At 59.7% G+C, this 13508-nt stretch carries 11 protein-coding genes; 7 read left to right on the top strand and 4 right to left on the bottom strand.

Going from position 1 to position 13508, the window contains the following annotated elements:
• Positions 1-34 precede the first annotated feature (34 nt).
• Positions 35-1087 carry an alkaline phosphatase family protein gene (locus ESZ53_RS03245; RefSeq protein WP_246837367.1) on the top strand — a complete coding sequence of 351 codons (1053 nt, stop codon included), beginning with the start codon at positions 35-37 and terminating at the stop codon, positions 1085-1087.
• A gap of 63 nt (positions 1088-1150) precedes the next feature.
• On the opposite strand, the gene sepH is transcribed toward ESZ53_RS03245, so the two are convergent.
• Positions 1151-2158, bottom strand: coding sequence for a septation protein SepH (gene sepH / locus ESZ53_RS03240; protein WP_129071517.1), 1008 nt, complete (start codon positions 2156-2158; stop codon positions 1151-1153).
• Between the two features lie 200 nt (positions 2159-2358).
• Here sepH and ESZ53_RS03235 point away from each other — a divergent pair, with 200 nt between their 5' ends.
• Positions 2359-2652, top strand: a complete 294-nt coding sequence (locus tag ESZ53_RS03235; protein ID WP_100389298.1) for a DUF4193 domain-containing protein — start codon at positions 2359-2361, stop codon at positions 2650-2652.
• Here the strand turns inward: ESZ53_RS03235 and ESZ53_RS03230 are convergent.
• A complete protein-coding gene (locus ESZ53_RS03230) occupies positions 2627-3082 on the bottom strand; it encodes a DUF3093 domain-containing protein (protein WP_129071516.1) in 456 nt (151 codons plus the stop codon). The genes ESZ53_RS03235 and ESZ53_RS03230 overlap by 26 nt on opposite strands.
• Before the next feature lie 69 nt (positions 3083-3151).
• Between ESZ53_RS03230 and dut the strand changes: the two genes are divergently transcribed.
• From dut to dxs, 5 genes are all read left to right on the top strand, one after another.
• Entirely contained in the window at positions 3152-3616 is a 465-nt protein-coding gene (gene dut, locus ESZ53_RS03225; protein WP_129071515.1) for a dUTP diphosphatase, read from the top strand.
• Entirely contained in the window at positions 3613-4221 is a 609-nt protein-coding gene (locus ESZ53_RS03220; RefSeq protein ID WP_129071514.1) for a DUF3710 domain-containing protein, read from the top strand. The genes dut and ESZ53_RS03220 overlap by 4 nt, the downstream gene beginning before the upstream one ends.
• Positions 4218-4949, top strand: a complete 732-nt coding sequence (locus ESZ53_RS03215) for a DUF3159 domain-containing protein (RefSeq protein WP_129071513.1) — start codon at positions 4218-4220, stop codon at positions 4947-4949. The genes ESZ53_RS03220 and ESZ53_RS03215 overlap by 4 nt, the downstream gene beginning before the upstream one ends.
• A gap of 181 nt (positions 4950-5130) precedes the next feature.
• A complete protein-coding gene (gene acnA, locus ESZ53_RS03210; RefSeq protein WP_129071512.1) occupies positions 5131-7947 on the top strand; it encodes an aconitate hydratase AcnA in 2817 nt (938 codons plus the stop codon).
• 142 nt (positions 7948-8089) lie between these two features.
• Complete coding sequence (dxs, locus tag ESZ53_RS03205; RefSeq protein WP_129071511.1) at positions 8090-10036, top strand: 1-deoxy-D-xylulose-5-phosphate synthase; 1947 nt, start codon at positions 8090-8092, stop codon at positions 10034-10036.
• A 104-nt stretch (positions 10037-10140) separates the two neighbouring features.
• Here dxs and ESZ53_RS03200 read toward each other — a convergent pair whose 3' ends face one another.
• Together ESZ53_RS03200 and ESZ53_RS03195 are read right to left on the bottom strand one after the other, a co-directional pair.
• On the bottom strand, positions 10141-12264 hold the full coding sequence (locus ESZ53_RS03200; protein ID WP_129071510.1) for a 3-hydroxyacyl-CoA dehydrogenase NAD-binding domain-containing protein: 2124 nt from the start codon (positions 12262-12264) through the stop codon (positions 10141-10143).
• 2 nt (positions 12265-12266) lie between these two features.
• Entirely contained in the window at positions 12267-13463 is a 1197-nt protein-coding gene (locus ESZ53_RS03195) for a thiolase family protein (protein ID WP_129071509.1), read from the bottom strand.
• Positions 13464-13508: the final 45 nt, after the last annotated feature.

Raw genomic sequence — 13508 nt, 5'->3', positions numbered from 1 at the left:
TTCATTTCAGGCAATATCGGGCGAGGCGAACCGCTTGAGCCTGCCTCCCGTGCGTCACGCGGTTGTACTTCTCGTCGACGGCATGGGGGCTCACAACCTCAAAGCCAGGTTGGGGCATGCGCGCACGCTTGCCGGTGCATTTTCCAAAGCTGCGGTGATTCAATCGGGATTTCCGACGACGACGGCCGCGGCAATCGCGGGTCTGACGACCGGGCAACGCGCGGGGCAGCATGGTTTGGTGGGGTACAGCGCGTTCGACCCCGTCAACGATCGTGTTTTTCAGCAACTTTCGGGCTGGGATTCCCGCACCGACCCCGCAACCTGGCAGCGAGTGCCGACGATTTTCGAGCTCGCTTCGAAGCGTGGCTTTACAGCGGTCACGGTGGGAGCGGCGCGTTATCGTGACTCGGGCTTCACGAAGGCAGTTTTGCGCGGTGCGCGTTACATCGTTGCGGGCTCGCTTGCTGAACGGGTGCGAGCTGCGGTAGAAGTTGGGCACACGAGCGATCAACCATCGCTCACTTACGTCTACGCCCCGGAACTCGACATGGCCGGTCACGCCAATGGATGGCAATCACCGCAATGGACTCACGCGCTCGAAGCGCTTGACGCTGCGCTTGCCGCTTCGGTCCCGCTCATGGCCCCTGACCAAGGACTCCTCGTGACCGCTGACCATGGAATGATCGACATTCCTCGCGAGTCGCATGTCCTGTTCGATTCCGCTCCCGAGCTACTTGAGGGCATCGCGCACATCGCCGGTGAGCCACGTTGCCTTCAGCTTCATTTCCACACAGGTGTCGATGCAGATCTCCGTAGCGCCGTTCTCGAGCGCTGGCGGGAATCCGAAGGCAGCCGAGCGTGGGTCGCTAGTCGCGATGAAGCGATTGATGCAGGATGGTTTGGCGAGGTTGCCCCAGATGTGGTCGCTCGTATTGGTGACATCATCGTCGCCGCTCGCAAGGCAATCGCCTATTACGATTCTCGGGCGGCCAACGACAAGGGACGCAACATGATCGGCCAGCATGGATCATGGTCAGACGAAGAACTGCGGGTACCGCTGCTGCGTTACGGAGCATTTGCCCTCTGACCCCGGGTTCCTCGGGGCCGAGTCGCGCAGTGGGCGCGGGGTATGTCGTGCGGTGAGCGAAGGCTAGGCCGGGTCGTCGTCGGGCTTGGTTCCGAAAACGATGTCGTCCCAGCTGGGCATGGCGACCCGTCGTCGTCGTGCCTTTGCGGTTGGTTGAGGTGCTGTTGCATGGGGCGGCGCAGGGGCGTCCCGACGTTCGTCCGCAGCGGGAGGATCAAGCAGTCGCATCGAGGGTTCGGGGTTGATCGTGGGAGCAGGCTCTTCTTCAGGTTCAAAATTCGCGGGTTCGCGTTCGCCGCGGCGACGACGCAACGCATCAAGTAGATCAGCGGTCTGATTACCGACACCGGCTTCTGCGCTTCGATCGCGCATGACGGGCAACTCTGCCGGGCGGATGGGAGCGGGTTCGGCCGAGAGGTCGTCGATGTCGAATGCTCCGCTATCGAAGCGCGCGGCATCCGGAGCTCCCTCTGTCGGCGCTACGGCGCGGAGGCGGGGAATGAGCGCCCCGGTTACCTCGCCCTGCTGCGACAGGGTTTTCGCCTCGTTGTTGAGGGGAGCAAGAGCTTGGCGTTTGGGGTCGTACTGCCACCGCGCGTCGTGGTCGATAGTGTTCGCGCTGAACGAAAGCTTGACAATCCACCCTGACTCTGGGTCTTTCCAGCTGGCCCAGCGCTCATTGGCCGCATGCATGTCGACAAGTCGTTCGCGGATAGCGGAACCGAAAGTTCGGGTTGAAGTGAGGGTGTCAGTTTCGCCAGCGACGTGCACTGGAACAGCGAGAGCTGACTTGACTACGAATTCGCGCTCGGCGACGACGGGTCCCTCGAAGCGCTCGATGTACTCCAAGTCGGCACCGGTGAGGTTGGCGACGTCCTGTGCGGACATGCCAGCCCGAATGTGGGCCTGGATCTCGCGGGGAGCAAGCTTGGGGCCGGTCCCCGAAAGGGCACGGCTCTGGCGCAGCCGAGATTGCAACACGCTGTCGACGGCGAGGCGATATCTCGTGCCGTCATTGCTCGACACGATCAGCGCACCGTCTTGTACTTCGATTACCCGAAGGTCTTCCATAGTGAACTTCTCCAGCCCTCAAGATTCATCATTAGGTTCGCACGCCTAGAGTGCTTTTCCCGGGAATAACACGCCTCCGTGAACAGTTGTCACAGGCGCTGCACAGTGATGCAGAATCGACGGTTTGCAATTCGGCTCGCTTTCATGGAGACTGTGCCCGCCGATTCCGGTGATTCAACGTAAAAAAGAAGTGGATGGGCATGGCCACCGACTACGACGCACCTCGTAAGACCGACGACGACTCCGAGTCGATCGAGGCTCTTAAAGAGCGTGTTCCTGACAAAATGTCGGGCTCGGTTGACGTCGACGATTCAGACAACCCGGCGAACTTTGAGCTCGCCGGCGCAGACCTTTCTGACCTGGACCTCGATGTGGTTGTTCTGCCTCCTCAGGCGGACGAATTCACTTGCGTGAGCTGCTTCCTTGTGAAGCACCGCTCGCAGGTCGACCACACAACCAAGCTGGGCGCTATTTGCCTGGAGTGCGCAGCTTAACCTCTGCGATTGCTTCAGCAATCAATTCGGGAGTGCGACTCGACAACAACCAATACGGTGTCGGGTCGCTCTCATCGATCAACTCAAGGCGCACAACGGGCGACACCCAGCCTCGAATCATGAGCCAAGCCCGCGCATCCAGTCGTTGTCCGCGCTCAAGCGTGGCCTCCGCGCCGTCGAACGTAGCTACGTCCCCGATGATTTCTAGCGGGAGCCTGGCACTACCAGCGCGCAATTCTTTCTCGTCAATAGTGATGAGCGGCGCCGACCACAGCAGGAAGCCAACAATCGCCAGATAAAGCACGGCGGCAGTGATGTAGCCGACTGCGATGTTAATCGGCAAGAACACCAAGATGCTCGCCGGGATGATGAGTGCGGTGCTGATGTAGAGCCACGCGGTGGGCCACAAGCGTTCACGGTAGTAAGTCACCCGTCCATTACACACTGATTTCAGCGCCGGCGTTTCGGCGAGTTGTCTCTTCTGCACTAGCCTCGACTCGTGATTGACAACGTTGAGGTGCTTATCTCCTCCGGCCAAACCCCGACCTACGCGCACCCGGGGGACGCGGGCGCCGATCTTTATTCGGCCCAGAGTTATTCGCTAGCGCCCGGGGCGCGAGAAACGGTAGCGACGGGAGTGTCGATCGCCCTTCCGGCTGGGTATGTGGCTTTCGTTGTTCCCCGCAGCGGGCTGGCGGCGCGGCACGGGATCACCGTCGTGAACAGCCCCGGCACGGTAGATGCGGGCTACCGTGGTGAAATTCGGGTTACGTTGCTCAATACTGATGCTTCGTCCACTTTCGATATCGAGCCGGGCGATAGAATCGCGCAATTGATCGTTATGCCAGTCTCCCGAGCTCGATTCATTCCCGTCTCGACTCTTCCTGGCAGCCATCGCGGTGAGGCGGGCTTCGGCTCGACCGGATTCCGCGCAGAGTCAACACAACAAGGAGCCACGTCGTGAGCGACACTACTGAAACCGAGCAGCCGCAGGATCACCCCAAGTCAGCACCAGAGAATCGCGCCACCGATGGGCCGCTTGACGAGAGCGAAGCGAACGCTGTTCGCCCCTACGTCGACCTGGGTGGCGTCAAGATTCTTCCCCGCCAAGAACTGCACCTTCGCCTTGAGGTAGAAGAAGCGAGCAAGCGGGTGGTCGCGGTTGGTCTCGACTACGCGGGATCAACACTCCAGATTCAGCCCTTTGCTGCACCCCGTTCGAGTGGACTGTGGCATGAAATTCGTCAGCAGATCATCGGCCAAGTAAATACGCAGGGGGGAACGACTACGGTCTCCGAAGGGCCTTTCGGTCCCGAAGTCTTTGCTGAGATACCCGTTGCCGGAAAGCCGGGTGAGAAGCGCATTGCTCGTTTCGTCGGTGTCGACGGCCCGCGATGGTTCCTTCGCGGTGTCATCGCCGGTGAGGCGCTCACGAGCGCGGATGCTGCTACGAAGATCGAAGATCTGTTCCGTTCCATTGTGGTGGTGCGAGGAAGCACGCCCATGCCGCCACGCGACTTGATTCCGCTGCACATGCCTGCCACGGGTGACAAGGAAGCCACCGCGTGAGTTCGGCCGACGAACACGCGGGGGAGTCCGACCTGAATCAGCCGGACGTCGACCCTAGTGTTCGTGAGGCCTTAGCTGCGGCCGCACGTCGTTCCGCTGTCGGGCATGTCGCCCCCGGGGAAGCCCCCACTTCAAGCGCTCTGTTGGCGGCGATGGGCGGAATCCGCGGCCTTGTGGAGTCCATTCTTCCCGGGCTCGCGTTTTTGGTCATCTTTACGATCACGCAAGAGCTCGTGGCGTCTGTCGTGGCTCCGGTTGTCGTCGCTCTGGGTTTCGTGGTCGCTCGAGTTGTTTCGCGCACTCCTGTGTCGTCGGCGCTGGTGGGGGTCTTGGGCGTCGCGCTCTCCGCTGGTCTTGCACTCATTACGGGGCGAGCCGAGGATAATTTCCTTCTCGGTTTCGTTATCAATTTCCTTTTTCTCATCGCGATCGTCGTGAGCGTGATCGCGCGACGTCCTCTCGTGGGGCTCATCGCAACGTTCCTGGTTCCGAGTGCGGCCGACTGGCGAGAAGACAAGGCTAAATTTCGGGTTGCACTGATCGCGACCGTTCTCTGGGCGGCACTTTTCGCGCTTCGTCTTGCCGTCGAATTGCCGCTCTACTTCGCAGAAGCTACGCAGGCACTCGCTACGGCGAAGCTTCTTTTGGGAGTTCCGCTCTACGCCGGCGTGCTCTGGGTGACGTGGCTGCTGATGCGTACGGCCTACGGGCGAAGCGAGTCCGCCTAGTTCGCACTCCTCGCCGTGGCAACGCGAAGGCGCCACGACCATGGTGTATATTTATCTCGACGTCAAGATACTTTTGGCAGAAGTCACAGCGCAGTTTTTGTGATTCAGTCTTAGGCTTGCCTTGCTGGATGCAGCACACGCTCCGCGCAAGGATTGAAGAACCGTAGCAAGGGAGATGACAGTGTCGACAGTCAATAGTTTTGGGTCGAAAGACACCCTCACAGTCGGTTCGTCCGACTATGAAGTGTTCCGCATCGACAAGGTAGCGGGATACGACAAGCTACCGTTTAGCCTCAAGGTTCTGCTCGAGAACCTCCTGCGTACTGAAGACGGAAAGAACGTCACGAAGTCGCAGATCGAGTCCCTCGGATCCTGGGTGCCCAGTGCAGACCCCGATACCGAAATTCAGTTCACTCCTGCACGCGTTGTAATGCAGGACTTCACTGGCGTTCCGTGCATCGTTGACCTCGCCACCATGCGTGAGGCCGTTGCCGAACTTGGGGGAGACCCCACCAAGATCAACCCGCTCGCCCCCGCAGAGCTCGTGATCGACCATTCGGTCATTGCCGACCTCTTTGGTTCGGACAATGCGCTTGAGCGCAACGTTGAGCTTGAGTACGAGCGCAACGGAGAGCGTTACCAGTTTCTTCGCTGGGGCCAGAGCGCGTTCGACGATTTCAAGGTTGTTCCTCCCGGAACCGGAATCGTTCACCAGGTCAACATTGAGCACCTCGCTCGTGTCACCTACACCCGTGAGGTTGACGGCAAGACTCGGGCATTCCCCGACACCCTCGTCGGCACCGACTCGCACACCACAATGGTCAATGGCCTTGGCGTGCTCGGATGGGGCGTTGGCGGAATCGAAGCCGAGGCAGCAATGCTTGGCCAGCCCGTTTCGATGCTCATCCCGAAGGTCGTCGGTTTCAAGCTCAACGGCACGATCCCTGCCGGAGTCACCGCGACCGACGTTGTTCTCACAATCACGCAGATGCTGCGCCAGCACGGCGTCGTCGGCAAGTTTGTCGAGTTCTACGGAGAGGGAGTCGGCGCAGTGCCGCTCGCAAACCGCGCAACCATCGGAAACATGAGCCCCGAGTTCGGCTCCACCGCTGCGATGTTCCCCATCGACGACGTGACCCTTGACTACCTGCGCCTCACCGGCCGCAGCGAAGAGCAGGTCGAACTCGTCGAGGCATATGCCAAGCTTCAGAAACTCTGGCACGACCCGAGCGTCGAGCCCAACTACAGCGAGTACATCGAGATGGATCTCGGTACTGTAGTTCCCTCGATCGCTGGACCGAAGCGTCCCCAGGACCGCATCGAGCTCACCAAAGCCAAGAGCCAGTTCGAGATTGATCTCTGCAACTACGCGGCGACGGACCACACCAAGGTTGACGCTGCCGTTGAAGGTTCTTTCCCGGCCTCTGATCCCAGTGGAACCACACCGCAGGACGAGGACTGGGCTCACGTGCCCTCGACCGTCCACGCCAGCCACCCACCGGTGGCCGTATCGCAGCCGACCGCAGTAAACGTTGAAGGTGGAGAGTCGTTCACGATCGACCACGGTTCAGTTGCAATCGCCGCGATCACGTCGTGCACCAACACCTCGAACCCATCCGTCATGCTCGCGGCAGGCCTTTTGGCTCGCAACGCGGCTGCAAAGGGACTGAAGTCGAAGCCGTGGGTCAAGACCACCCTGGCTCCCGGTTCCAAGGTCGTCACTGACTACTACGCCAAGTCGGGACTCGATGAGTCGCTTGAAGCTCTCGGCTTCTACACCGTCGGTTATGGCTGCACCACCTGTATCGGTAACTCCGGTCCGTTGGAAGACGAAATCTCCACCGCGATCAACGAGAACGATCTTGCGGTCACCGCGGTTCTTTCTGGTAACCGTAACTTTGAGGGTCGCATCAACCCCGACGTGAAGATGAACTACCTCGCGAGCCCGCCGCTGGTTATCGCGTACGCCCTTGCCGGAACGATGAACTTCGACTTCGACAACGACGCACTCGGCCAAGACCAGGAGGGCAAGGATGTCTTCTTGAAGGACATTTGGCCCGACGCGGCTGAAGTTCAGGCAACGATCGACTCGTCGATCGACCGTGAGATGTTCACCCACGAATATGCGGGTGTCTTTGACGGTGACGAGCGTTGGCAGAACCTGCCGACACCGACTGGTTCGACATTCGAATGGGATGACGAGTCGACGTACGTGCGAAAGCCCCCGTACTTCGAGGGAATGACCATGGAGATCACCCCGGTCAGCTCGATCACGGGTGCCCGTGTTCTTGCGAAGTTGGGTGACTCGGTTACGACCGACCACATCAGCCCTGCCGGTTCGATCAAGGGTGACAGCCCCGCCGGAATTTACCTCGCTGAGCACGGCATCGACCGCAAGGACTTCAACTCCTACGGTTCGCGTCGCGGAAACCACGAAGTGATGATTCGTGGAACCTTCGCGAACATCCGCCTTCGTAACCAGCTTCTTGATGGAGTTGAGGGTGGCTACACTCGCGACTTCACCACGCCGGATGCCGCGCAGTCGTTCATCTACGACGCGGCTCAGAACTACGCAGCGCAGGAGACTCCGCTCGTCGTTCTTGGTGGCAAAGAGTACGGTTCCGGTTCGTCGCGTGACTGGGCGGCCAAGGGAACGAGCTTGCTCGGAGTGAAGGCCGTCATCTGCGAGAGCTTCGAGCGTATTCACCGCTCCAACCTCATCGGAATGGGCGTTCTGCCGCTGCAGTTCCCTGAGGGCCAGAGCTGGGAGTCGCTGGGACTCGACGGCACCGAGAGCATCAGCATCTCGGGTGTTGAAGAGCTCAATGACGACCGCATCCCGAGCACGCTGCACGTAGTAGCTGTGCCGACTGCGCACTCGCCTGAGGGCAAGTCAACGGTCGAGTTCGATGCGAAGCTTCGCATCGATACTCCTGGTGAAGCTGACTACTACCGCAACGGTGGAATCCTCCAGTACGTTCTGCGTTCGCTGGTCTAACTAGCGCGTGCGCACGAAGCGCGCGGTCGGGAGCTATGGCTCGCGCCGCGCGCTTTTTGCGTTGTTGCAGAAGGCTGGGTGGAGGGTCACAGCCTCGTGTTTTCTTGTTCACAAGCCAATTGAAGAAGCCTAGACTGGAGCAATGAACATACTCGAGGGAATCAATGGTCCCCGAGATCTAGACGGTCTCTCCACTCAGCAACTTACCCAGCTAGCGCAAGAGATTCGCGAATTCTTGATCGAGAATGTTTCTCGCACCGGTGGGCATTTGGGCCCTAATCTTGGCGTGGTCGAGCTGACAACGGCGATTCATCGGGTTTTCGACTCGCCACGAGACGCTGTGGTCTTCGATACGGGCCACCAGAGCTACGTGCACAAAATCTTGACCGGACGTAAAAACTTCACGAAGTTGCGTTCCGAGGGAGGGCTTGCGGGATATCCACAGCGCTCGGAGTCTGAGCACGACATTGTGGAGAGCTCCCATGCTTCGAGCTCCCTGTCGTGGGCTGACGGTATCTCTCGAGCATTCGAGATGACGGGCCAGAGTGATCGCCACGTTGTTGCTGTCGTCGGTGATGGCGCACTCACGGGCGGCATGACGTGGGAAGCCCTCAACAACATCAGCGACGATAACAGTCGTAATCTGGTGATCGTTGTCAATGACAACGGTCGCTCGTACGCGCCAACCATCGGCGGAATGGCCCACTTCCTTAACAGCGTGCGCACGCGGCGTTCCTACCGGTCCCTGCACGGGTCCAGCGAGAAGTTCTTCGGAGCTTTCGGTGGGCCGGGTCGTGCTCTGTACCGCGGCATTCGCGGTGGAGCTCACGGTTTTCTCTCCCGCTTCAGCAACAACGAAGCGCTGTACTCAAACCTAGATATTAAGTATTTGGGGCCGGTACACGGGCACGACATTGGGGCGCTCACGGAGGCTCTTGAACAGGCCAAGTCTTACGGAGCTCCGGTCATTGTTCATGCGATCACAGAGAAGGGGCGTGGCTATGAGCCAGCCCTTGCTGATGTCGCTGATCAGTTCCATGCGGTTGGCCAAATCGACCCTGCTACGGGGGAGCCGACCACGAGTGGCGGCGCTGCATCGTGGACCTCAGTCTTCTCTGAAGAGATCGTCACGCTTGCGGATGAGAACCCGCGTCTCGTAGGTATCACAGCGGCAATGCTTCGTCCGACAGGTCTCCACCGCTTTGCTGAGAAGTATCCAACTCGCGTTCACGACGTCGGTATCGCTGAACAGCATGCGGTGACATCAGCGGCGGGTCTCGCTTTCGGCGGACTTCATCCGGTGGTGGCCCTCTATGCCACCTTTATCAACCGTGCGTTCGACCAAGTCCTTATGGATGTTGCGCTGCACCGTGCTGGCGTCACTTTCGTGCTTGATCGAGCTGGTGTAACTGGCCCCGACGGCGCGAGTCACCACGGTATGTGGGACCTTGCGCTCTTGCAGGTCGTGCCGAACATTCGTATCGCTGCTCCACGAGACGCTCCTCGCCTGCGTGAAGAGCTGGGCGAGGCCGTGGTGGTCGACGATGCACCGACAGTGATCCGTTTCGCCAAGGGCACTGTAGGAACCGAGTACGACGCGCTTCGTCGCACTTCGGACGGGGTCGATGTGCTCCGGGAGGACGGCCAGCGTGACGTTCTCATCGTCACAGTGGGTTCGATGGCCAAGACAGGTTTGCAGGTCGCAGAGCTTCTCGCAGCCCAAGGAATCGGTGCGACCGTTATCGACCCTCGCTGGGTTGTTCCCGTTCCCAAGAGTGTGATCGATTTTGCCGCTGATTATCGTCTCGTGATCACGATCGAAGACGGTGTGCGAGTTGGCGGAATTGGAACACGGATTCGTCAAGACATGCGTGCCGCCGGTGTCGACACGGCAGTCACCGAACTTGGCCTGCCGGACAAATTCCTGGATCACGGCAGCCGTGACTACATCCTCGATCAGGTCGGGCTGACCCCGCAACATATCGCTCGCGACGTCGTGGCTCAGGTTCTTGGCAGCAAGATTCCGATTGCACGCCCACTGACTGATAGCGACTCCGACGAATATCGTCTTCCCGCTGAGCGCAGCTAGCGGCAACGGTACACCCCACCGCGTAACGCGCGTTAACGTCTCGAGGCCCTGTTCAGATCTTCTCTGAACAGGGCCTCGGTCGCAGTGCTGGTGGGGCTGTGCGTCTACTGAACGCCGCGAATGAGCGGAGTGTGGAAGGTGCTGCCGAACGCTCTCTCCGACGCTCCAGCGCGGTCGAGGTACGGAGTTACTCCACCCATCTGGAAGGGGTAGCCCGCACCGAGAATGAGACAGAGGTCGATGTCCTCAGCGGCTGCGACTACTCCGTCTTCTAGCATCCGGTGAATTTCGTCGGCGAGACCATCCTCGATCCGGATCTGAAGCTGTTCCGCCGTCATCGGCGAGCTTCCGCCCTTGACGATCTCGACAGCCTTCTTCGAAACGCCCTTCGACTTGCCCTTGTTGTCGCGGTCGAAAATGAATCCGAGCTCGGCAAGCTTGTGCAGGTTTTCGCTCTCGAAGAAGCGCTCAGGGAACGCAGCGTGGTGAGTATCGAGCACGTGCGCGCCGACCTTGAGTCCGACAAGTTCGAGTAGCTCGAACGGCGTCATCGGTAGACCGAACGGACGCGTCGATTCTTCCACTACCTCGAACGGCGTTCCCGTGTCTACGGCGTGCATCGCTTCACCGAGCACCTTAGCGAGAATGCGGTTCACAACGAAACCGGGGGTATCCGTAGTGATGACGGCGTTCTTGCGCAGGTTCTTGGCCGTGACCATCGCCGTAGCGAGCGACTCGTCGTTGGTGTGCGGCGTCTTCACAACCTCGATCAGTGGCATGACCGCCACAGGGTTGAAGAAGTGGAAGCCGACAACCCGCTCCGGGTGCTTGAGCTTGGCGCCGATTTGCTCCACAGACAATGACGAGGTGTTGGTCGCGAGGATCGTTTCGTCAGAGATGTACTGCTCAACCTCAGCGAAGACAGCCTGCTTGGCGCCCAATTCCTCATAGATGGCCTCGATGACCCAGTCGCAGTCAGCAAAATCTGCCTTGTCGGTGGTGCCAGTCACGAGAGCCTTGAGACGGTTGGTGTCGTCAGAGGAGAGGCGACCCTTCTCGTTCAGCTTGTCGATCTCGGCGTGGATAGCAGCTACGCCAGCATCCGTTGCGGCCTGGTCGAGGTCAGTGATGACGACGGGGACCTGCAAGCGGCGCACAAAGAGCAATGCGAACTGGCGAGCCATGAGCCCGGCACCAATAACGCCAACCTTGGTCACCTTGCGAGCGAGCTCCTTGTCAGGCGCCCCTGCCGGGCGTTTCGCGCGCTTTTGAACGAGGTTGAAGGCGTAAATGCTCGCCTGGAACTGGTCACCCGAGATCATGTCGGCAAGAGCGTTGTCTTCGGCTTCAAAGCCCGTCTTCTTGTCGGTGTTCTTGGCAGCCTTAAGCAGAGCCAGAGCGGCATAGGGCGACTTAGCGACGCGACCGATGCGGCTAGCCAACATCTTCTCTGCGATGCCGATTGCAACATCCCACTTCACGGTGCGTTCGATCTTGCCCGGCTCATTCTTGCGCTTTACCTTCGTGGTGCCAGCAATGACCCCGTCAGCCCAACGAATTGAGTCTTCGAGGAAGTTCGCCGGACCAAACATGGCGTCGGCGATGCCGAGTTCGAAAGCCTCAGGGCCCTTGAGCATCCGGTTGTTTTTGAGCGGGTTCTCAATGACGACCTTCAGGGCATTCTCGATGCCGATCAGGTTCGGGAGCAACCACGCACCACCCCAACCGGGGATAAGACCGAGGAAGACCTCGGGGAGGGCGAACGCCGGAACCGAGCTGTCAATAGTGCGGTAATCAGCGTTGAGAGGGATCTCTACACCGCCGCCCAGAGCTAATCCGTTGATGAAGACGAAGGACGGAACGCCGAGCTCGCTGAGCTTGCCGAGTGCCCAGTGACCCAATTGGGCCATCTGCTTGCCCGTCTCGCGGTCAGGAATCTCGCTTACCTTCGACAGGTCGGCGCCAGCGGCGAAAATGAACGGCTTGCCGGTTACGGCGACTCCGTGAATTTCTCCAGCGGATGCCCGTTCCTTTTGCTCGTCGAGCACCTTTGCGAACTCAAGCAAGGTCGCTGGGCCAAGAGTGTTCGGACGAGTATGGTCCTTGCCATTGTCGAGAGTAATCAGGGCGAGCGTGCGGCCAGCCGTGAGAGGCACATCGCGAACAAAGGAGTGGGTAATTACCTCGTCTTTAGCGAGGTCTGAAAGACGTGCGAACTGCTCGGTCATGGTTACTTTGCTCCCTTGTAGTTCGGGTTTTCCCAAATGACTGAACCGCCCTGACCGAGACCAACGCACATCGCGGTGAGACCGAATTGCACCTCAGGGTGCTGTTCGAACTGCGCGGCGAGTTGGATCATGAGTCGAACGCCCGACGACGCGAGCGGGTGGCCCATGGCAATGGCGCCGCCCCACTGATTGACGCGAGGATCTTCATCATCGATACCGAAGTGATCGAGCAGTGAGAGGACCTGAACTGCGAAAGCTTCGTTGAGCTCAAACAGGCCAATATCGTTGATCGTCAGGCCAGCCTTGCGGAGAGCCTTCTCGGTCGAGGGGATCGGGCCAATGCCCATGATCTCTGGTTCCACCCCGGCGTAGGCAAAGCTCACCATGCGCATCTTGGGCTTCAGGCCGAACTCGCGGGCGGCGTCCCCGCTCGCGATGATGCTGGCGGTTGCCCCATCGTTGAGGCCGGAAGCGTTTCCAGCGGTGATGCGGCCGTGAGAGCGGAACGGAGTCTTGAGGCCAGCGAGGCCCTCGAGCGTGGTTTCAGGGCGAAGGCCCTCGTCACGGGTAGCGAGTCCCCAGCCGGCTTCACTCTTAGTCGCGACCGGGATAAGGTCGGGCTGAATCTTGTTGGCTTCATAGGCGGCCGTCGCGCGTTGCTGGCTGCGAAGTGCGAATGCATCTGAGCGAGCCTTGGTGAGCTGGGGGAAACGGTCGTGCAGCTTCTCCGCCGTGTTGCCCATGTTAAGAGCTTCGGGATCGACGATCTTTTCCGACATAAAGCGAGGGTTAGGGTCAACGCCCGAGCCCATCGGGTGGTGTCCCATGTGCTCAACGCCGCCGGCGATAGCCAGGTCGTAGGCACCGAAGGCGATTCCGCCAGCCACATTGGTAACGGCGGTCATGGCACCAGCGCACATCCGGTCGATGGCATAGCCGGGGACGGAGGTGGGCAAGCCTGCGAGCAGCGCAGCGCTGCGGCCGATTGTGAGGCCCTGATCTCCGGTCTGAGTAGTTGCAGCGATGGCTACTTCATCAAAACGATCTTTGGGGATCTGGGGATTTCGCTCCAGAACTCCGATCATCGCCTTGACGACAAGGTCATCGGCTCTGGTATTCCAGAACATGCCCTTCTCGCCAGCACGTCCAAATGGAGTACGGACTCCATCTACGAATACAATCTCGGTTTCCTTGGCCACAATGCCTCCACTAAATCCTTGGATGTAGCACTGATCATAAGTGGC

The sequence above is a fragment of the Salinibacterium sp. UTAS2018 genome (assembly GCF_004118935.1).
Taxonomy (GTDB): domain Bacteria; phylum Actinomycetota; class Actinomycetes; order Actinomycetales; family Microbacteriaceae; genus Rhodoglobus.
The sequence above is the reverse complement of the archived record's forward strand: the minus strand, read 5'-3'. Positions and strand labels throughout refer to the sequence as shown.